Annotated in this window: 21 protein-coding genes; 11 read left to right on the forward strand and 10 right to left on the reverse strand. The window is 56.4% G+C overall.

Going from position 1 to position 20,593, the window contains the following annotated elements; all coding sequences use genetic code 11:
* The first annotated feature begins 45 nt into the window (after positions 1-45).
* A complete protein-coding gene (gene yoaE / locus BH712_RS00600; protein WP_006810992.1) occupies positions 46-1,605 on the forward strand; it encodes a CNNM family cation transport protein YoaE in 1,560 nt (519 codons plus the stop codon).
* Positions 1,606-1,611: 6 nt separating this feature from the next.
* Here the strand turns inward: yoaE and BH712_RS00605 are convergent, their stop codons facing one another.
* The 4 genes from BH712_RS00605 to pabB form a co-directional block, all read right to left on the reverse strand.
* On the reverse strand, positions 1,612-3,210 hold the full coding sequence (locus BH712_RS00605; RefSeq protein ID WP_032673894.1) for an EAL domain-containing protein: 1,599 nt from the start codon (positions 3,208-3,210) through the stop codon (positions 1,612-1,614).
* Between the two features lie 129 nt (positions 3,211-3,339).
* On the reverse strand, positions 3,340-4,704 hold the full coding sequence (gene sdaA / locus BH712_RS00610) for an L-serine ammonia-lyase (protein ID WP_006810990.1): 1,365 nt from the start codon (positions 4,702-4,704) through the stop codon (positions 3,340-3,342).
* Between the two features lie 184 nt (positions 4,705-4,888).
* Positions 4,889-5,467: a CoA pyrophosphatase gene (locus BH712_RS00615; protein WP_006810989.1), complete on the reverse strand. Its 579-nt coding sequence runs from the start codon at positions 5,465-5,467 to the stop codon at positions 4,889-4,891.
* The gene (gene pabB, locus BH712_RS00620; RefSeq protein ID WP_032673893.1) at positions 5,464-6,798 is read right to left on the reverse strand and encodes an aminodeoxychorismate synthase component 1; all 1,335 of its coding nucleotides are present in this window, start codon (positions 6,796-6,798) and stop codon (positions 5,464-5,466) included. Before pabB ends, BH712_RS00615 begins: the two co-directional genes overlap by 4 nt.
* Before the next feature lie 61 nt (positions 6,799-6,859).
* Between pabB and BH712_RS00625 the strand changes: the two genes are divergently transcribed.
* Positions 6,860-7,042 carry a YoaH family protein gene (locus tag BH712_RS00625; RefSeq protein ID WP_003859925.1) on the forward strand — a complete coding sequence of 61 codons (183 nt, stop codon included), beginning with the start codon at positions 6,860-6,862 and terminating at the stop codon, positions 7,040-7,042.
* 5 nt (positions 7,043-7,047) lie between these two features.
* On the opposite strand, the gene BH712_RS00630 is transcribed toward BH712_RS00625, so the two are convergent.
* Positions 7,048-7,392, reverse strand: a complete 345-nt coding sequence (locus BH712_RS00630) for a RidA family protein (RefSeq protein ID WP_003859927.1) — start codon at positions 7,390-7,392, stop codon at positions 7,048-7,050.
* Between the two features lie 133 nt (positions 7,393-7,525).
* On the opposite strand from BH712_RS00630, the gene yoaA reads away from it, so the two are divergent.
* From yoaA to rnd, 5 genes are all read left to right on the forward strand, one after another.
* Positions 7,526-9,436: a DNA repair helicase YoaA gene (gene yoaA, locus BH712_RS00635; RefSeq protein WP_006810987.1), complete on the forward strand. Its 1,911-nt coding sequence runs from the start codon at positions 7,526-7,528 to the stop codon at positions 9,434-9,436.
* Between the two features lie 66 nt (positions 9,437-9,502).
* Positions 9,503-10,198, forward strand: a complete 696-nt coding sequence (tsaB, locus tag BH712_RS00640) for a tRNA (adenosine(37)-N6)-threonylcarbamoyltransferase complex dimerization subunit type 1 TsaB (protein ID WP_006810986.1) — start codon at positions 9,503-9,505, stop codon at positions 10,196-10,198.
* Between the two features lie 37 nt (positions 10,199-10,235).
* Positions 10,236-10,817, forward strand: a complete 582-nt coding sequence (locus BH712_RS00645; protein WP_006810985.1) for a Slp family lipoprotein — start codon at positions 10,236-10,238, stop codon at positions 10,815-10,817.
* Positions 10,818-11,020: 203 nt separating this feature from the next.
* On the forward strand, positions 11,021-12,706 hold the full coding sequence (gene fadD / locus BH712_RS00650) for a long-chain-fatty-acid--CoA ligase FadD (protein ID WP_125359005.1): 1,686 nt from the start codon (positions 11,021-11,023) through the stop codon (positions 12,704-12,706).
* A gap of 83 nt (positions 12,707-12,789) precedes the next feature.
* Positions 12,790-13,905 (forward strand): ribonuclease D, encoded by a 1,116-nt coding sequence (gene rnd / locus BH712_RS00655; RefSeq protein ID WP_126506768.1) that lies wholly within the window; start codon positions 12,790-12,792, stop codon positions 13,903-13,905.
* 89 nt (positions 13,906-13,994) lie between these two features.
* On the opposite strand, the gene minE is transcribed toward rnd, so the two are convergent.
* Genes minE through minC form a run of 3 tightly spaced genes read right to left on the reverse strand, consistent with a single transcriptional unit; the run spans position 13,995 to position 15,807 of the window.
* Positions 13,995-14,261, reverse strand: a complete 267-nt coding sequence (minE, locus tag BH712_RS00660) for a cell division topological specificity factor MinE (protein WP_003859937.1) — start codon at positions 14,259-14,261, stop codon at positions 13,995-13,997.
* 3 nt (positions 14,262-14,264) lie between these two features.
* Complete coding sequence (minD, locus tag BH712_RS00665; protein ID WP_003859938.1) at positions 14,265-15,077, reverse strand: septum site-determining protein MinD; 813 nt, start codon at positions 15,075-15,077, stop codon at positions 14,265-14,267.
* 22 nt (positions 15,078-15,099) lie between these two features.
* Entirely contained in the window at positions 15,100-15,807 is a 708-nt protein-coding gene (gene minC, locus BH712_RS00670; protein ID WP_006810983.1) for a septum site-determining protein MinC, read from the reverse strand.
* 123 nt (positions 15,808-15,930) lie between these two features.
* Between minC and BH712_RS00675 the strand changes: the two genes are divergently transcribed.
* From BH712_RS00675 to BH712_RS00685, 3 genes are all read left to right on the forward strand, one after another.
* Positions 15,931-16,206 (forward strand): YcgL domain-containing protein, encoded by a 276-nt coding sequence (locus tag BH712_RS00675; protein ID WP_006810982.1) that lies wholly within the window; start codon positions 15,931-15,933, stop codon positions 16,204-16,206.
* Positions 16,207-16,253: 47 nt separating this feature from the next.
* Entirely contained in the window at positions 16,254-16,913 is a 660-nt protein-coding gene (locus tag BH712_RS00680) for a fumarylacetoacetate hydrolase family protein (protein WP_006810981.1), read from the forward strand.
* Between the two features lie 93 nt (positions 16,914-17,006).
* Positions 17,007-17,447, forward strand: coding sequence for a YcgN family cysteine cluster protein (locus BH712_RS00685; protein WP_015570314.1), 441 nt, complete (start codon positions 17,007-17,009; stop codon positions 17,445-17,447).
* Between the two features lie 99 nt (positions 17,448-17,546).
* Here BH712_RS00685 and dsbB read toward each other — a convergent pair whose 3' ends face one another.
* Together dsbB and nhaB are read right to left on the reverse strand one after the other, a co-directional pair.
* Positions 17,547-18,077 (reverse strand): disulfide bond formation protein DsbB, encoded by a 531-nt coding sequence (gene dsbB, locus BH712_RS00690; protein ID WP_032673889.1) that lies wholly within the window; start codon positions 18,075-18,077, stop codon positions 17,547-17,549.
* Positions 18,078-18,123: 46 nt separating this feature from the next.
* Positions 18,124-19,662 (reverse strand): Na(+)/H(+) antiporter NhaB, encoded by a 1,539-nt coding sequence (gene nhaB, locus BH712_RS00695; protein ID WP_006810978.1) that lies wholly within the window; start codon positions 19,660-19,662, stop codon positions 18,124-18,126.
* Positions 19,663-19,865: 203 nt separating this feature from the next.
* Between nhaB and fadR the strand changes: the two genes are divergently transcribed.
* Positions 19,866-20,585, forward strand: a complete 720-nt coding sequence (fadR, locus tag BH712_RS00700; RefSeq protein ID WP_006810977.1) for a fatty acid metabolism transcriptional regulator FadR — start codon at positions 19,866-19,868, stop codon at positions 20,583-20,585.
* Positions 20,586-20,593: the final 8 nt, after the last annotated feature.

Here is a 20,593-nt window from a genome sequence, read left to right on the forward strand (position 1 = left end):
CAGTAGCGGGGCACCGTTTTGTCATTCCTTTAGCAGGAGCGTGTCATGGAATTCTTAATGGACCCGTCAATCTGGGTAGGCTTGCTTACGCTGGTCGTGCTGGAGATCGTTCTCGGTATTGATAACCTGGTGTTTATCGCCATCCTCGCGGATAAACTGCCGCCGAAACAGCGTGATAAAGCCCGTCTGATCGGCCTCTCGCTGGCGCTGATCATGCGACTGGGCTTACTGTCTGTGATCTCGTGGATGGTCACCCTGACGAAGCCCCTGTTCACCGTCATGGATTTCACCTTCTCCGGCCGCGATTTAATCATGCTGGTGGGGGGACTGTTCCTGCTGTTCAAAGCCACAACAGAGTTGCATGAACGGCTGGAGAACCGGCAGCATGATGACGGTCACGGTAAGGGGTATGCCAGCTTCTGGGTGGTTGTTCTTCAGATTGTGGTGCTTGATGCGGTCTTCTCGCTGGATGCGGTGATTACGGCGGTCGGTATGGTGAACCATCTGCCGGTGATGATGGCGGCGGTTGTGATTGCGATGGCGGTCATGCTGCTGGCGTCTAAACCGCTGACGCGTTTCGTCAACCAGCATCCGACGGTCGTCGTGCTGTGTCTGAGCTTCCTGCTGATGATTGGTCTGAGCCTGGTGGCAGAAGGTTTCGGCTTCCATATTCCGAAAGGCTACCTGTACGCCGCGATTGGCTTCTCGATTCTGATTGAACTGTTTAACCAGATTGCGCGTCGCAACTTTATTAAACAGCAGTCGAATCAGCCGCTGCGAGCCCGTACCGCAGATGCGATTCTGCGACTGATGGGCGGGCGTCGTCAGGTGAACGTGCAGGCTGATAACGAGAACCGCAACCCGGTTCCGGTGCCGGAAGGCGCGTTTGTGGAAGAAGAACGCTACATGATCAATGGCGTGCTTTCGCTGGCTTCCCGCTCCCTGCGCGGCATTATGACCCCGCGCGGTGAAATCAGCTGGGTGGACGCCAACCTGAGCGTTGATGAAATTCGTCAGCAGTTGCTCTCCTCGCCGCACAGCCTGTTCCCGGTCTGCCGGGGTGAGCTGGATGAAATCATCGGTGTCGTGCGCGCAAAAGAGATGCTGGTAGCCCTTGAAGAGGGGGTTAACGTCGAGGCCGTTGCGGCCGCGTCGCCTGCGATTGTCGTGCCGGAAACGCTGGATCCGATCAACCTGCTGGGCGTATTGCGTCGTGCCCGCGGGAGCTTTGTTATCGTCACCAACGAATTTGGTGTGGTACAGGGTCTGGTGACGCCGCTGGACGTGCTGGAAGCGATTGCCGGTGAATTCCCTGATGCGGATGAAACGCCGGAAATCGTTGCCGACGGTGACGGCTGGCTGGTGAAAGGTACTACCGATCTGCACGCGCTCTCGCACACGCTGGGCGTGGAAAACGTGGTCAATGACGATGAAGACATCGCCACGGTGGCAGGGTTGGTGATTGCCGTTAACGGGCAGATCCCGCGCATCGGTGATGTGCTCGAACTGCCGCCGCTGCAAATTACCATCGTTGAAGCCAACGACTATCGCGTGGACATGGTGCGTATTGTTAAAGAGCACTCTGCACACGACGAAGAAGAGTAACGCTATCTAGCGTAGCGGCAATAAGGGCACGATGTGCCCGTTATGACGGGCTGGCGGAGAGTGACTTTCCGCCAGCCATTTCGGAAATTCCCGCAGCGGCATCGGCCGCGCATACAAATACCCCTGCAAAATATGCACGCTGTGACGGCGCAAATAGCGTGACTGTTCCTCCGTTTCAACCCCTTCCGCAACCAGTTCAATATTCAGCCGCTGACCCAGCGCAATAATGATATCCGTTACCGTTGAGTTCACGGCGTCGGTGCCGATCGCGGTGGTGAAGGATTTATCAATTTTCAGCACATCCGGGTGAAGTTTTTCCAGCCACGAAAGTGAACTGTTGCCGGTACCAAAATCATCTATCGCCAGTTTCACGCCTTTGCGGTGAAGCTCACGCACGATGCGGTAATCCACATCAAGCAATGCATCGCGTTCGGTTAACTCCACAATCAGCTGTTGAACAGGGTTCGCGTTAAACCAGATGCGGTTGAGATCGCGGATCAGCACCGCGCGGCGAAAATGGCTGGCAGCCACGTTGATACCAATATGAAAATCCCGTGAGGCCGGGAAATAGCCTATCTGACGCACCGTTTCGCTGATGACATAGCGGGTAAGCGGAACAATCAGGTTATGTTCTTCGGCCAGAGGGATAAAAACATCGGGCGAAATCCATCCCTGACGCGGGTTGTTCCAGCGCAGGAGGATCTCGACGCCGACGCACTCCCGGGTGCGGGCATTCACCAGCGGCTGGCAGAAGAGTTCAAACTCCCGTGCCGCAATGCCCAGATTAATTTCCCAGGTAAAACTCATGCGCCGCGCCGTGGCGAGCCAGGCGATATAGCCCATCAGTAAACTGAGTATCAATGCCAGCGGCAGCTGGGTGGGCAGCGTTTTCAACGCCATTTCGCCTGGCCCCGGGCCGCTCACCGTGACGCTGAATGGGTAATGCTGTGACGACTGCTCCAGCAGGGAGGCGTTTTCATTGATAGTCGGCGTATTCGTCACCTGTTGCCCGTCGCGGAGGAACTTATCACCCACTTTCAGGACAACGTCGGTGATCTGCGGCCGCTGCGGCTCCAGAATCATTTTAGTGATGAGATCGATGTTCACCACCTCCATCACCCCGTCATTGCCGTCGCTCGGGAGGGGAGACCACTGAATCAGTACCGGGCTGCCTTTTACCAGCCACCGATCGGTCAACAGCAGCAGCCTGGATTCACTGACCGGAAGCAGGGGCACAAACTCACTGACGGGCACATTTCGGCTGCCATAGACGCTTGAGCAATACAGTATTCCATCTTTAACGAGGGCGATGGAGCGAACGGTCTGGAGGATCGCCGCCTGTTTTCGCAGGATCAGATTCGCCTCAGAACAGGGTATGCCAACCAGAGAAAGCAGCATTTCGCGCTGGGCCTCTAACGAGAGAAGCACCTTATCAAGCGCGCGCACGGTGTGGAGAGTAAAGTCGTGGATCCGATCCTGATTTATGTTGCGCTGTGAAATAAAGCGAATGCCCAGCGTCAGGACGAGCGTAACGAGCGCAACCGTGACACAGACGATAACGCGTTTTCGGCGATAGTCTTTTATGATCGTTTGTGCAGTTTGCATGAACGGTCGCCTGATAAGCATCGGCCAGAAAAGCCAGACGCAACAGTGACAGTGTAGTGGGGAATACGTAAAGCGACGAGACGAGAGGGGAAAATTCGCCCATCCGTAGCAGATGGGCGAAAGGAAGGCTTAGTCGCACTGCACCTTAATAGCCAGACCGCCGCGCGAGGTCTCACGGTACTTCGCGTTCATGTCTTTGCCGGTTTCGTACATGGTTTCAATCACCTTATCCAGCGACACGCGTGGCTCGCTGGTACGGCGCATTGCCATACGCGAGGCGTTGATCGCTTTGACGGAGGCGATGGCGTTACGCTCAATGCATGGCACCTGCACCTGGCCGGCAACCGGATCACAGGTCAGACCGAGGTTGTGCTCCATGCCGATTTCCGCCGCCACGCACACCTGCTCAGGGCTTGCGCCCAGCAGCTCCGCCAGACCCGCTGCCGCCATGGAGCAGGCCACGCCCACTTCACCCTGACAGCCCACTTCGGCGCCGGAGATAGAGGCATTCATCTTGTACAGCGCGCCGATAGCGCCTGCCGCGAGGAAATAACGGATATAGATGTCCGGCGTCACAGGCTCGATAAAGTGATCGTAGTAGGCCAGCACCGCCGGAACGATGCCGCACGCGCCGTTGGTTGGTGCCGTCACAACGCGACCCCCCGCCGCGTTCTCTTCGTTAACCGCGAGGGCAAACATGTTGACCCAGTCAACCACGTTCATTGGGTCATTGGAGAACTTGTCGGTGGTGACCAGCATGCGGCGCAGGGCAGAAGCACGACGCGGGACGCGCAGTGGTCCAGGCAGAACGCCTTCGGTGTTCATCCCGCGGTCAATGCAGGCGCGCATGGTTTGCCACACGTTAGCAAAATAGTCTTCGATCTCTTTCTTGCTGTGCAGCGCCAGTTCGTTCTTCATCACCATGCCGGACAGGGACAGACCGGTCTCTTTGCAGTAGCCCAGCATCTCAGTGGCCGATTTAAACGGATAGGGCACATTCACATCGCCCGCGCTCTCTTTGCCAAAGTGTTCTTCGTCAACGATAAAGCCGCCGCCGATGGAGTAGTAGGTTTTGCTGTAGATCTCTTTTTCGCCGTTCCAGGCGTGGATGGTCATGCCGTTTTCATGCAGCGGCAGGTTGTCGCTACGAAAACGCATCCCGTCATCCTGCGGGAAGTCCACTTCGTGCTGACCGTTAGCCAGCAGCAAACGACCGCGCGTTTCCACGTCGCGGATAAATGCCGGAATGGCATCAATATCAACGGTGTCCGGCATATTGCCCGCCAGACCCATAATTATGGCGATATCGGTGTGGTGGCCTTTACCCGTTAATGACAGTGAACCGTAAACGTCTACGGCAACACGGGTAACGCTTTCCAGTAATCCTTTTTCGACCAGATCATCGACGAACTGTTTACCGGCCTTCATCGGCCCTACAGTGTGGGAAGAAGACGGACCAATCCCCACTTTGAACATGTCGAATATACTAATCACTTTCACACTCCTGACAGGGTTACTGGGGTTCCAGTAACGATGTTATAACTGCGCATAGTGTAAGAGGGAACACCCACCTCGGCTTAACTATTCACATGAATTAAACTAATGGTTAACGATGGTTTTGCTAATAGCGCGACGCCGATCGCAAACCTGCCAGAAAAGGGTGGAATGTAAAGTATAGTCAAGGCTTCAGGCCGATTTGCAGGGCCAGCTCACGAATGATGCCTGCCGTCATGCCCCAGACAAAATAATGCTGATACCAGGACAACCAGACCCGATGATCGTGCCCGCGGCGGTGAATATCCAGAGGATGATAGCGGCCCAGACGAAGGGCCTCTTCCAGCGGCATTTCGAACACCGCTGAAACTTCATCGACGCTGGCATGATACTGAAGATCGGGCGGAATAATGCCGACGACCGGCGTGACCTGAAAACCGGTTACGCTGTCAACAGGCGGCAGCACGCCGATGACTTCGACCGACGCCGGGGGGATGGCCACTTCCTCATGCGCCTCGCGCAGCGCGGCGGCAATCAGGGAAGCATCGGTGCTGTCCACCGCGCCGCCGGGGAACGCAACCTGACCGGCGTGTTTTCGCATATGCGGTGAGCGCTGGGTAAGCAACAGACCCGGCTGTTCACGACGCACGACCGGGATCAGCACCGCCGCCTGACGTTGATTCAGCGTGGCGCGGTTAACCTGGGGCCGCAGAAGCTGAAAGCGCGACAGAAAATCATCCAGCGTCAGGTTGTCTTTCTTCACCGTGAGTTCTCCAGTTGTTTCAGGATACGATTCACTTTATCAAAGGTTTCCTGATATTCCGCCTCGGCCTGACTGTCGGCCACAATGCCACCACCTGCGGAACAGTAGAGGCTGCCGTCGCAGGCCGTCAGGGTGCGAATGGTGATGCTGGTATCCATGGTGCCGCACAGGCTTATATAGCCGATGCTGCCGCACCAGGCATTGCGGCGATGCGGTTCCAGTTCGTCGATGATCTCCATCGCACGGACCTTCGGCGCGCCGGTGATGGAGCCGCCCGGAAACGCGGCGCGGAGCAGATCGCAGGCGGTTCGCGAGGACGGCAAACGCGCGGTAATGGTGCTGACCAGATGATGCACCGCCGGGAAAGGCTCGACGACAAACAGTTCCGGCACGCGCACGCTGCCTGGTTCGGCGACCCGGCCAATATCGTTCCGCATCAGATCGACAATCATCAGGTTTTCAGCGCGATCTTTCGGTGAGACCGCCAGCTTCTCCGCCTGCTGGCGGTCGGCGTCGGCATCGGCAAGGCGTGGCAGGGTGCCCTTTATCGGGCGGGTCTGAATAATACCGTCAGCCAGGTGAATAAAACGCTCAGGCGACAGGCTGAGGATGGCGCCGTGCTCAAGGCGTACAAATGCGCTGAACGGGGCCTTATTGCTGGCATTAAGGCGAGTAAACGCCTGCCACTCATCCCCCTGATACGTCGCCTGAAAACGCTGGGCAAGATTGACCTGATAACAGTCACCGCTGTGCAGATACGCCTGCACGCGGGAGAATTTTTCCGCATACTCCGGCGCGGTCATATTCGAGCGCCAGCCGGAGGTCAGCATAAAGTGTTCCGGTGCGGCGGGACGTTGCGCCTCAAGCCAGGCCAGACGCGCCTGCACGTCATGATGGCTCAGCAGAGAAACCGTTTTTTTCTGGTGATCCACAATCAACGCCCAGTCATACAGCCCCACCGCCATATCCGGCAGGGGAATATCCGCCTGCGCATGCTCGGGCAGCTTTTCGAAACGGCGCCCCAGATCGTAACCAAACAGGCCCAGCGCGCCCCCCTGGAAAGGCAGATCCGGATCCGGTGTGGCAGATAAGCCCAGAGCATGGATCTCATTCTGAAGCTGCATCAGCGGATCGTCCGTTGGCGAAAGGTCATCGGTTTTCAGCGTTTTTACCGGATCGGCCACCAGAATATCGAAGCGGCTGTAGGGGTGATCCGCATGGCCAGAGTGCAGCAGCATGGCAAAAGGAAGGTGGCTCAGACGGGCAAACCAGAACTCGGCGGCATCTGCACGCCAGGGCAAGGTCATAACAGTGGGGAAGCGCATGTTCATGTATGGCATACTACCGGGTAGCGTGAAATAATTAGCGCGAATAATTTAGCAGGAGTTAACGATGTTTGCAGGTTTACCTTCTCTCAGCCATGACCAACAGCAGAAAGCCGTTGAACGTATTCAGGAGCTGATGTCCCAGGGGATGAGCAGCGGACAGGCAATTTCACAGGTCGCGGAAGAACTTCGCGCCACGCATACCGGCGAGCGGATCGTGGCGCGCTTTGAGGATGAAGATGAAGAATAAGCGGCTTACACTGCCGCGATAATCTTGATCTCAACCTTATATTCCGGTTTCATCAGCGTGGCCTGTACGGTGCAGCGTACAGGCGCGTGACCCGCCACAACCCACGCATCCCAGGCTTTATTCATCGCCGCGAAATCGTCTTTATTCGCCAGAAAAATCGTCGCATCCAGAATGCGGGATTTGTCGCTGCCCTGTTTTTCCAGTACGGCGTCGATCTGCGCCAGAGTGTTCGCCGTCTGCTCGAAGGCATCGGCGTCCAGATTGGCAGGGACACCGGTGTAGTACAGCGTCTGGTTATGGATCACCACATCAGACCAGCGGGCTTCGGCATCAATGCGCGTAATTGTCATAAACGTATCCTCGTTATCTTTCGTCGTCAGGCGGCAAGACTGCCATATTGTTCCGCCGTCGTCACTATTTGGGGTGGCACCGGAGAGAAGGGGCTGACATAATCCCTGTGCAAAAATACAGTGAGAGAACACCGTGGCAGACGATTTTTCCCCAGAAGGTCAGTTAGCACAGGCTATTCCCGGTTTTAAACCGCGTGAACCCCAACGTCAGATGGCGCACGCCGTCGCGCATGCCATCGACAAGGCGCAGCCGCTGGTGGTGGAGGCCGGAACCGGGACGGGGAAAACCTACGCTTATCTCGCGCCTGCGCTGCGGGCGAAAAAGAAGGTCATCATCTCTACCGGGTCAAAAGCGCTCCAGGACCAGCTCTACAGCCGCGACTTACCGACGGTGGCGAAAGCGCTAAAATACAAAGGGCGTCTGGCCTTGCTGAAAGGGCGTTCTAACTACCTGTGTCTGGAGCGTCTCGAACAGCAGGCGCTGGCGGGTGGCGACCTGCCGGTACAGACCCTGAGTGATGTGATCGTCCTGCGCGCCTGGGCCAACCAGACGGAAGAGGGGGACATCAGCACCTGCGCGAGCGTGCCGGAAGACTCCCCGGCCTGGCCGCTGGTGACCAGCACCAATGACAACTGCCTTGGCAGCGACTGCCCGCTGTATAAAGACTGTTTTGTGGTAAAAGCGCGTAAAAAGGCGATGGACGCCGACGTGGTGGTGGTGAACCATCATCTGTTCCTTGCAGATATGGTGGTCAAGGACAGCGGGTTTGGTGAACTGATCCCGGAGGCGGAGGTGATGATCTTTGATGAAGCCCATCAGCTCCCGGACATCGCCAGCCAGTATTTCGGCCAGTCGCTCTCCAGCCGTCAGCTTCAGGATCTGGCGAAAGATATCACCATTGCCTATCGCACCGAACTCAAAGATACCCAGCAGTTGCAGAAGTGCGCGGATCGCCTGGCGCAAAGCGCGCAGGATTTCCGCTTACAGCTTGGCGAGCCGGGCTATCGCGGCAACCTGCGTGAACTGCTCGCAGACAACAATATCCAGCGCGCGCTGCTGCTGCTCGATGATGCCCTTGAACTCTGTTACGACGTGGCAAAGCTGTCCCTCGGACGTTCAGCACTGCTGGATGCCGCCTTCGAGCGCGCCACGCTCTACCGTGGACGGCTGAAACGGCTGAAAGAGATCAACCAGCCGGGCTACAGCTACTGGTATGAATGTACCTCGCGCCACTTCACCCTGGCGCTCACGCCGCTGACCGTTGCCGATAAATTCAAAGAGGTGATGGCGCAAAAGCCCGGCACCTGGGTCTTTACCTCGGCCACGCTGTCGGTCAATGACGATCTGCACCACTTTACCGAGCGTCTCGGCATTGATCAGGCAGAATCACTGCTCCTGCCCAGCCCGTTCGATTATGAAAAACAGGCGCTGCTCTGCGTGCCGCGCAATCTGCCGCTGCCCAATCAGCCGGGGGCGGCGCGCCATCTGGCAGCTATGCTGAAGCCGATGATCGAGGCCAACAACGGGCGCTGCTTTATGCTCTGTACCTCACACGCCATGATGCGCGATCTGGCCGAACAGTTCCGCGCCACCATGACGCTGCCGGTCCTGTTACAGGGGGAAACCAGTAAAGGGCAACTGCTCCAGCAGTTTGTCAGCGCCGGTAACGCCCTTTTGGTGGCGACCAGCAGCTTCTGGGAAGGGGTGGACGTGCGCGGCGATACGCTCTCGCTGGTGATTATCGATAAGCTGCCGTTCACATCGCCGGACGATCCGCTTCTGAAAGCGCGTATGGAGGATTGCCGCCTGCGGGGGGGCGATCCGTTCGACGACGTTCAGTTGCCGGACGCGGTCATTACCCTTAAACAGGGGGTAGGGCGTCTGATCCGCGACGTCACCGACCGCGGCGTGCTGGTTATCTGCGACAACCGCCTGGTGATGCGTCCCTACGGCGCCACCTTCCTCGCCAGCCTGCCGCCCGCGCCGCGCACGCGGGATATTAAACGCGCGGTCCGCTTCCTGGCGAACCCAACGGCGGAGTAATTTTCCCCAGAGTGTGTTAAGATGCGCGCCATTTTGTGACTGACCATTGCGAGAGCGCGACGACTGATGCGAATTCTGGCTATTGATACCGCGACAGAGGCCTGTTCCGTTGCCCTGTGGAACGACGGTACGATTTTTGCTCATTTCGAAGAGTGCCCACGGGAACACACCCAACGTATTCTGCCCCTGGTAAAAACCATTTTGACCGAGGGCAACACCGCCCTGACTGACCTCGACGCGCTGGCCTATGGCCGTGGCCCGGGCAGCTTTACGGGCGTACGTATCGGGATTGGCATCGCGCAGGGGCTGGCGCTGGGCGCTGACCTGCCGATGATTGGCGTCTCAACCCTGGCGACCATGGCTCAGGGGGCCTGGCGCATGACCGGCGCCACCCGCGTACTGGCCGCGATTGATGCCCGCATGGGTGAAGTCTACTGGGCGGAGTACACCCGTGACGAAAACGGTGTCTGGCACGGTGAAGAGACGGAAGCGGTGCTTAAGCCTGAAGCCGTTACTGAACGCCTGAAGCAGTTGTCCGGCGAGTGGGCGACGGTCGGCACGGGCTGGGCGGCGTGGCCGGAGATGGCGAGCGGCACCGGCGTGACGCTGGTGGACGGTAACATGCTCCTGCCTGCCGCCGAAGATATGCTGCCGATTGCCTGTCAGCTACTTGACGTAGGAAAAACCGTGGCGGTTGAACACGCTGAACCGGTTTATTTACGAAACACCGTCGCGTGGAAGAAACTTCCTGGCCGCGAGTGAATCTCAGTAACAGGAACTGAGAAAAAGGAGTCGCATCATGGCGGTTCAGTCTAAAGTTGTACGCTTTCTTATGGCAGGCGCGGTTGCCATAGCACTGAGCGGGTGCGTCACCGTTCCTGATGCGATTAAGGGCACCAGCCCGACGCCACAGCAGGATCTGGTACGCGTGATGAATGCCCCGGAGCTGTATGTCGGGCAGGAAGCGCGGTTTGGCGGCAAGGTGGTTGACGTCGTCAACCAGCAGGGGAAAACCCGTCTGGAGATTGCCACCGTCCCGCTGGACAGCGGCGCGCGGCCTGTTCTGGGTGAAGCCTCGCGCGGGCGGATCTACGCTGACGTCAGCGGCTTCCTCGATCCGGTCGATTTCCGCGGGCAACTGGTGACCGTCGTCGGGCCGATTACCGGTTTGGAAGCGGGTAAAATCGGCAATACGCCCTACAAATTTATGACCATGCAGGTGAACGGCTACAAACGCTGGCGTATCACCCAGCAGGTGGTGATGCCGCCACAGCCAATCGATCCGTGGATGTGGGGTCCGCATCCGTATCGTTACGGCTACGGTGGCTGGGGTTGGTATAATCCAGGCCCTGCACAGGTTCAAACAATCGTAACTGAGTAAGTTACTGTTATTGTTAGGAAAGAGACAGCGGCTCAGCCGCTGTCTCTGTTTTTTTACGGATAAAACGAAAAAAAAGAGTGACGCGCTTCGCAACCTGCAATCTGAACAATTAATAAACTGGTACGCTGAGTTAATATAATGTTAACAAACTGTTTATTATCGGGGCTGTGATGACGACGAACACTCATTTCAGAGGTGATGCATTGAAAAAGGTTTGGCTTAACCGTTATCCCGCGGATGTCCCTGCGGAGATCAATCCTGACCGTTATCAATCCCTGATTGAATTATTTGAACACTCGGTACGGCGCTACGCTGACCAGCCCGCGTTTGTGAATATGGGCGAAGTGATGACCTTCCGTAAGCTGGAGGAGCGCAGCCGGGCGTTTGCGGCCTACTTACAGGAAGGGCTGGGCTTGCAGAAAGGGGATCGCGTCGCGCTGATGATGCCAAACCTGCTGCAATACCCGGTGGCGCTGTTCGGGATCCTCAGGGCAGGGATGATCGTGGTTAACGTTAACCCGCTCTATACCCCGCGCGAGCTGGAGCATCAGTTGAATGACAGCGGGGCGGCGGCGATTGTGATTGTCTCCAACTTTGCCCACACGCTGGAAAAAGTCGTTGACAGAACCCAGGTTAAACACGTCATCCTGACGCGCATGGGCGACCAGCTCTCTACCGCGAAAGGAACGCTGGTCAACTTTGTCGTTAAATACGTTAAGCGACTGGTGCCGAAATACCACCTGCCGGATGCCATCTCCTTCCGCCGCGCGCTGCATGCGGGCTACCGGATGCAGTACGTGAAGCCGGAAATCGTGTCCGAGGATCTGGCCTTCCTACAATACACCGGCGGCACCACCGGCGTGGCCAAAGGGGCGATGCTGACCCACCGAAATATGCTGGCGAACCTTGAACAGGTAAATGCGACTTACGGGCCACTGTTGCACCCGGGCAAGGAGCTGGTGATCACCGCGCTTCCGCTGTATCACATTTTCGCGCTGACCATGAACTGCCTGCTGTTTATCGAGCTTGGCGGTCAAAACGTACTGATCACCAACCCGCGCGATATTCCGGGGCTGGTCAAAGAGCTGGCGAAATATCCGTTCACCGCCATGACTGGGGTGAACACCCTGTTTAACGCCCTGCTCAATAATAAAGAGTTTCAGCAGCTCGATTTCTCCACGCTGCACCTCTCGGCGGGCGGCGGGATGCCGGTTCAGCAGGCGGTTGCCGAGCGCTGGGTGAAACTCACCGGGCAGTATCTGCTGGAAGGCTATGGTCTGACGGAGTGCGCCCCGCTGGTCAGCGTCAACCCGCATGACATCGACTACCACAGCGGCAGTATCGGGCTGCCGGTCCCGTCGACCGAAGCAAAACTGGTGGATGATGAGGATAACGAAGTGCCTCATGGCGAGCCGGGGGAGCTGTGCGTCAGAGGGCCGCAGGTAATGCTGGGCTACTGGCAACGTCCGGATGCCACGGATGAGATCATCAAAGACGGCTGGCTGCATACGGGCGATATCGCGGTGATGGACGATGAAGGCTTCCTGCGCATCGTCGATCGCAAGAAAGACATGATCCTGGTGTCAGGGTTTAACGTCTATCCGAACGAAATCGAAGACGTGGTGATGCAGCACAGCGGCGTGCTGGAAGTGGCGGCGGTGGGCGTTCCCTCCGGCAGCAGCGGCGAAGCGGTGAAGATATTTGTGGTCAAGAAAGATCCTTCTCTTACCGAGGATGCGCTGATAACGTTTTGTCGCCGTCAGCTGACGGGCTATAAAGTGCCGAAGCTGGTGGAATTCCGCGATGAGCTACCGAAATCCAACGTCGGGAAGATATTACGACGAGAATTACGTGACGAAGCCCGTGCCAAAGTGGACAATAAGGCCTGAGCTTCACGTTAATCGCCCAGACGCCGGTTAAGCCGGCGTTTTTTATGGGCGCAAACAAAAGAGAGTCCGATTTGAATTACCAGATGATCACTACCAACGACGAGCTGGCTTCGCTGTGCGAGGTGACGCGTGATTTTCCCGCTATCGCCCTGGATACGGAATTTGTCCGCACCCGAACGTACTATCCGCAGCTGGGTCTGATTCAGATGTATGACGGCAAACACGTGTCGTTGATTGACCCACTCGACATTACCGACTGGGCACCAATGCGCGAACTGTTGCTTGATACCGCCGTGACCAAATATCTGCACGCGGGCAGTGAAGATCTGGAAGTATTCCTCAACACCTTTGGCATCATGCCGCAACCGCTGATTGATACCCAGATCCTCGCGGCGTTCAGCGGTCGTCCGCTCTCCTGGGGCTTTGCGGCGATGGTGGAAGAGTACACCGGTCTGACGCTGGATAAGAGCGAATCGCGCACCGACTGGCTTGCGCGACCGCTCACGGCGCGTCAGCTTGACTATGCCGCGGCAGACGTCTTCTACCTGCTGCCGATCGCAGGCCAGCTGATGAAAGAGGCGGAGGCTTCCGGCTGGCTGTCTGCTGCCCTGGACGAGTGCCGCATGACGCAGCAGCGTCGTCAGGAAGTGGTTGACCCGAAAGAAGCCTGGCGTGACATCACCAACGCCTGGCAGCTGCGCACCCGTCAACTGGCCTGTCTGCAATTGCTGGCTGACTGGCGTCTGCGTAAAGCGCGCGAGCGCGATCTTGCGGTCAACTTCGTGGTGCGTGAAGAACACCTGTGGGCGGTGGCGCGCTATATGCCGGGTAGCCTTGGTGAACTGGACAGCATTGGCCTTTCCGGAAGTGAAATCCGCTTCCACGGCAAAACGCTGCTCGCGCTGGTGGAGAAAGCCCAACAGCTGCCGGAAGAGGCACTGCCAGAGCCGCTGCTTAACCTGATGGACATGCCGGGCTACCGCAAAGCGTTTAAAGATATCAAAGCGCTGGTGCAGACGGTGGCGGGTGAAAGCAAACTGAGTGCCGAACTGCTGGCTTCACGTCGTCAGATTAACCAGCTGCTGAACTGGCACTGGAAGTTGAAACCGCAAAATGGTTTACCGGAACTGGTCGCCGGATGGCGAGGGGAACTGATGGCCGAACGCCTGAATACCCTGCTGGAAGGCTATCCACGCTAAAAATTGTAGCCCCGGTAAGCGCAGCGCCACCGGGGAAATTGCCGGGCAGCGCAATGCTTGCCCGGCCTACACGACAAACCACAAACGGTTTAACGCGACTCTTCCGCTTCCGGAAGCGTCACGTTCAGCTCCAGAATCGAAATATCCCCGTCTTTTTGCTCCAGCTGAACGGTGACCATTTCCGGGTCAATCTGCACGTATTTGCAGATCACTTCCAGAATGTCTTTGCGCAGCTGCGGCAGGTAGTGCGGTTCGGCGTCGCTACGACGACGTTCCGCCACGATGATTTGCAGACGTTCTTTTGCGATGTTGGCGGTGCTTTTTTTCCGCGAGAGAAAAAAGTCCAGTAATGCCATAACTTATCCTCCGAACAGGCGTTTGAGGAAACCTTTCTTCTCTTCTTCAATGAAGCGGAAAGGACGTTCTTCTCCCAGCAGACGGTCAACGGTATCCGCATACGCTTTACCCGCGTCTGCCTGTGTATCCAGGATCACTGGCTCGCCCTGGTTAGAGGCGCGCAACACGGACTGATCTTCCGGGATCACGCCAACCAGTTTAATGCGCAGGATCTCCAGCACGTCTTCCATGCTCAGCATGTCACCTTTATTCACGCGGCCCGGGTTGTAGCGGGTCAGCAGAAGGTGCTCTTTGATTGGCTCCTGGCCATTTTCCGCGCGACGGGATTTCGAGGCCAGAATGCCGAGAATACGGTCGGAGTCACGTACTGACGAGACTTCCGGGTTGGTGGTGATGATGGCTTCATCCGCGAAGTAGAGCGCCATCAGCGCGCCGGTTTCGATACCGGCCGGGGAGTCGCAGACCACGAAGTCGAACTCCATCTTTTTCAGATCGTCGAGCACCTTTTCCACGCCTTCGCGGGTCAGGGCGTCTTTATCACGGGTCTGGGATGCCGGGAGAATGTAGAGATTCTCGGTGCGCTTGTCTTTAATCAGCGCCTGGTTAAGGGTGGCATCGCCCTGAATGACGTTCACGAAGTCATAGACCACGCGACGTTCGCAACCCATGATCAGGTCCAGGTTACGCAGACCAATATCGAAGTCGATTACGACGGTTTTCTTTCCCTTCTGGGCCAAACCAGTAGCGATGGCCGCGCTGGAGGTGGTCTTGCCAACGCCTCCTTTACCCGAAGTCACAACAATAATGCGTGCCATAGAAATTCCTTGTTAAAAGGGATCAATTTAACGGTTGAACGGTCAAAGCGTTATCTGCCAGTTGCAGACGAGCCGCTTTGCCATAAAATTCGGCTGGGATTTTATCGCTCAGCCAATATTCACCTGCGATAGACACCAGTTCTGCCGTCAGATGAGTACAAAAAATTTGTGCTTCTCGATCGCCGCTGGCGCCCGCAAGCGCGCGCCCACGCATCATACCGTAAACGTGAATATTGCCATCTGCAATCAGTTCCGCGCCTGCACTGACGTGGCTTGTCACAATCAGATCACAGTTTGGCGCATAAATGCGCTGACCGGAACGAACCGGCAGATCAATCAATCGCGTTTTTGTGACTGGGGTTACAGTTTGCGCCGGAGGCGGGGGAGCGGGAACGGTTGCAGGCGTGGCTCGTGGGGCTTTTTCTTTGCCTTCGTTTAACAAGGGTAAACCCGCGCGTTCAATTTCAGCTTTCAACTCAGCGTCTTTGCAGCCGCTAATGCCGACGATGCGCAAGCCCGTAGCGGCGACGGCCTGCTGAAGCCGTTTCCAGTTAACCGGCCCCTCAAGGTCGCTTACATTGACGACAACAGGAGCATGCTTAAGAAAAGCGGGAGCCTGCGCGATTTTGTCTTCTAACGCCTGACGAATAACCTCGGGTTTTGCATCATGCAAATGAACCACTGATAAGGTGAAGCTACTGCCTTTAAGCTCGATGGGCGTATTTGACATCCTGGCCTTACTCAATTTGCTATTAACCGCAACACATCGCCGCGATATTCCGAAGAGTATCAGGCATGTTATAGTCAGGAGTATATTGAGGCAAGCAACCACCCATTAATTCAGAGTAAAAACATGTTTTGTGTGATCTACAGAAGTACCAGCCGCGACCAGACTTACCTTTATGTCGAAAAGAAAGACGATTTTTCCCGCGTGCCTGAGGAATTAATGAAAAGCTTTGGCCGACCACAGCTGGCGATGCTGCTGCCGCTGGATGGCCGCAAGAAGCTGGTGAACGCCGATCTGGAGAAAGTCAAAAAGGCGTTAACCGAGCAGGGCTATTATTTACAGCTTCCGCCGCCACCGGAAAATTTATTAAAACAGCATCTTGAGGTGAGCGGAAAGAAATAAGCCCGGATCCTTCCGGGAACAACTCATCAACCGATTAGGGGGCGACCATGTATCAACATCATAACTGGCAAGGTGCATTACTGGATTATCCCGTCAGCAAAGTGGTCTGCGTGGGCAGCAACTATGCAAAACATATTCAGGAGATGGGCAGCGCCGTGCCGGAAGAGCCGGTTCTGTTTATTAAGCCAGAAACGGCACTGTGTGATATTCGCCAGCCGCTGGTTCTGCCGCAGGGACTGGGTTCGGTGCATCATGAAGTGGAGCTGGCGGTGCTGATCGGCGCAACGCTGCGTCAGGCGACCGAAGAGCACGTTGAGAAAGCCATTGCGGGTTACGGCGTCGCGCTCGACCTGACGCTGCGCGACGTACAGGGCAAAATGAAGAAAGCAGGGCAGCCGTGGGAAAAAGCCAAGGGATTTGATAATTCATGCCCGATTTCCGGTTTCGTTCCTGTCGGCGAATTTACCGACGATCCGCAGAACACGCCGCTTAGTCTGAAGGTCAACGGCGAGATCCGCCAGCAGGGCACTACCGCTGACATGATCCATAAGATTGTCCCGCTGATTGCCTACATGAGCCGCTTCTTCACCCTGAAACCCGGCGATGTGATCCTCACCGGCACCCCGGAAGGTGTGGGGCCGCTGCACAGTGGCGACGAACTGGACGTCAGTTTTAACGGCCTGTCGCTGAAAACCCGCGTGCTGTAAAAGCATCTTGCCGCCTGAAAAGGGCGGCAAAACTTGCATCAACGTGCCAGACTCGTTATAAGGTGCGCTCTATTTTGACGTGTGGACATCCTGATGAACGACATTCCTTTCTGGCAAAGCAAAACGCTCGACGACATGACCGACGCGGAGTGGGAATCGTTGTGTGACGGCTGCGGGCAGTGCTGTCTGCATAAGCTGATGGATGAAGATTCGGACGAAATCTACTTCACCAACGTAGCGTGCAAGCAGTTAAACATCAAAACCTGCCAGTGCCGCAACTATGAGCGCCGTTTCGAATATGAGCCGGACTGCATCAAGTTAACCCGTGAAAATCTGCCGACCTTTGAGTGGCTGCCGCATACCTGCGCGTATCGCCTGCTGGCGGAAGGAAAAGATCTGCCGACATGGCACCCGCTGTTGACGGGGTCGAAAGCGGCGATGCACGGCGAACGTATTTCCGTGCGCCACATTGCGGTGAAAGAGTCCGAGGTGCGGGACTGGGAAGACCACATCATGAATCACCCTAATCGGTGACAATAAAAAACCCGCCGAGGCGGGTTTTTTATTGTGCGCAATGGTGTCGGGTGGCGCTACGCTTACCCGACCTGCAAAACTGACGTTGCCGTTTTGCTTTTACCTGCCAAAAAGATCGCGTTTCTTTGGTTTGAACGGCTGGGCAATCAGCACCAGAAGTGCCACCACGAAGTAGGCGACAAAAATGCCCACCAGCCATTGCGGCATCTCCAGGGTCAGAAACTCCCACTGGCGCACGGAGCAGTCACCGGAGGCGACAAACACCTGCGGCAGCCATTTATCCAGCGGCAGCCAGCTCGGGAAGCGGGCGGCAAAATCGCAGGTCATAAACGGTGACGGGTGAAGCTGCATCTGGGTGTGTTCCCAGGCCAGCGCAATGCCTTTCCAGGCGCTGTACAGCCAGATGGCAATTGCCGCATAGCGTAACGGTGTTTTTGGCGCAATCGCACCCACCAGACCGGCGCCCATAATGCCGAACAGCGCACAACGCTCATAAATACACAGTACGCAAGGTTTCAGCCCCATCACATGCTGAAACCACAGCGCGACCATTTCCAGCGCAAAGGCGGTCAGGGCCATCAGTAACCACGCCCCGCGACCGCGTGAGCACTGGTTCAAAAATCGCAACATAATCATTTCCCTGGAACATGCTTAGACAGCGCAGTGTAAACGAATTTTAATGCGCCGCAAGTATACCTGCTTGCAACAACCATTGCGTACAGGGAACGAGAGTAATTTTGATGCACAGCAAACCAACAAGGGTGAGCACCACCGTATACGGCAGCGCCATCCAGACCATTCTTCCATAAGAAAGTCGTATGAGTGGTGCCAGCGCCGAGGTCAGCATGAACAGAAATGCCGCCTGGCCGTTCGGCGTTGCCACGGAGGGCAGGTTCGTTCCGGTGTTGATGGCCACCGCCAGCAGCTCGAACTGACCGGTGCTTACAATCCCTTGCTCCATCGCGGCTTTGGCTTCATTGATGTACACCGTCCCGACAAAAACGTTATCGGAGATGGAGGACAGCAGACCGTTAAAGAGATAGAACAGCGTCAGTTGCGAGTCAGGCGCAGCCTGAAGCACGAACGCGATAATCGGCGCGAACAGATGTTGGTCAATAATCACCGCCACGACGGCAAAAAACACCGCCAGCAGCGCGGTAAAGGGCAGCGCTTCGGTAAAGGCCTTACCGATAGCATGTTCGTCCGTGACGCCGCTCAGGCTGGTGGCAAGAATAATTACCGACAGGCCAATCAGCCCCACCTCGGCAAGGTGGAAGGCCAGCGCGGCGATAAGCCATACGCCGATGATGCCCTGTGCAATCAGGCGCAGCGTCTCCTGGCGCGTACGTTGTTTGCGGCTCTGCTCGTCAAACTTTTGCAGCTCCTTGCGGACCGGATCGGGCAACTTCGCGCCATAGCCAAAGAGGTTGAATTTTTCGACCAGCACACAGGTTGCTAACCCGCAGATCAGTACGGGCACGCTAACCGGCGCCATACGCAGGAAAAATTCGCCAAAATGCCACTCCGCCGCTTTGGCGATGATCAGGTTTTGCGGCTCCCCGACCATGGTCATCACGCCGCCCAGCGCCGTCCCCACGCCCGCATGCATCATCAGGCTCCGCAGAAACGCACGGAACTGTTCCAGCACGTCACGGTTATGCGCTTCAACGTGGCTGTCGTCCTGTAAGTTTTCGCCGGGACGAGACGAGGCCACACGGTGGTAAATCCCGTAAAAACCGACGGCGACGCTGATCACCACCGCCACGACCGTCAGCGCATCCAGGAAGGCTGACAGGAAGGCCGCGGCAAGACAAAACGCCAGCGAGAGCAGCGATTTCGATGGAATGCTCAGCAGCAAACGGGTGAAGATAAACAGCAGAAGCTGCTTCATAAAGTAGATCCCCGCCACCATGAAGATCAGCAGCAGCAGGACTTCGAGATTCGACGCAATCTCGTTTTTAACGTGCTCCGCGCTGGTCATTCCAACGATCACGGCTTCCAGCGCCAGCAGCCCGCCGGGCAACAGCGGATAGCACTTCAGCGCCATCGCCAGGGTAAAGATAAACTCGGCGACCAACAGCCATCCGGCAATGAAGGGATCCAGCAAAAAGATAACGGGATTAACGACCAGGAATACCAGTAAAATGAGTTTGTACCAGTCCGGTGACTGGCCTAAAAAATTGCGCCACAGTGCGCGCCCAAATGAAATTTCCACGACAGACGTCCTTTCCCCGCCAAATAAGACAAGACATCAGTATACGCAAAAATGAGGGCAGAGAGGGGGATAAAGCCATTTTGTAAATTTCATAAAAATGAAACAGCGATCCCTCTTTTCTGTCTCTGCTGCGCTATCTGCCTCTGCGCGCCTCTGGTATGATGAGTGCAATTTGCTAAAAGCTGTGTAATGGAAATCTCACTATGGTCATTAAGGCGCAGAGCCCGGCGGGTTTCGCGGAAGAGTACATCATTGAAAGCATCTGGAATAATCGTTTCCCTGCGGGATCAATTCTACCTGCTGAACGCGAACTCTCTGAACTGATTGGCGTCACCCGTACCACGCTGCGAGAAGTGCTCCAGCGTCTGGCGCGCGATGGCTGGTTGACGATACAGCATGGCAAACCCACTAAAGTGAACAACTTCTGGGAAACGTCCGGGCTGAATATTCTGGAAACGCTGGCGCGTCTCGACCACGAAAGCGTACCGCAGTTGATTGATAATCTGCTTTCCGTGCGCACCAACATCGCCACCATTTTCATCCGCACCGCGTTTCGTCAGCACCCTGAAGATGCGCTGAAAGTGCTCGCCACCGCCAATGAGGTGGAAGACCACGCGAATGCCTTTGCGACCCTGGATTACAACGTGTTCCGCGGTCTGGCGTTTGCTTCCGGCAATCCGGTTTACGGTCTGATCCTCAATGGGATGAAAGGGTTATATACGCGCATAGGTCGTCACTACTTTGCCAACCCTGAAGCCCGCAGTCTGGCGCTCGGCTTCTACCATAAACTGAGCAAACTCTGCACCGAAGGGCTGCACGATCAGGTCTATGAAACGGTGCGTCGTTATGGCCACGACTCCGGTGAAATCTGGCACCGGATGCAGAAAACCCTGCCGGGTGATTTAGCGATTCAGGGCCGGTAAAAGAAAAA

Origin of the sequence: Enterobacter hormaechei ATCC 49162 (genome assembly GCF_001875655.1) — a bacterium.
In the GTDB taxonomy this organism is placed as follows: domain Bacteria; phylum Pseudomonadota; class Gammaproteobacteria; order Enterobacterales; family Enterobacteriaceae; genus Enterobacter; species Enterobacter hormaechei.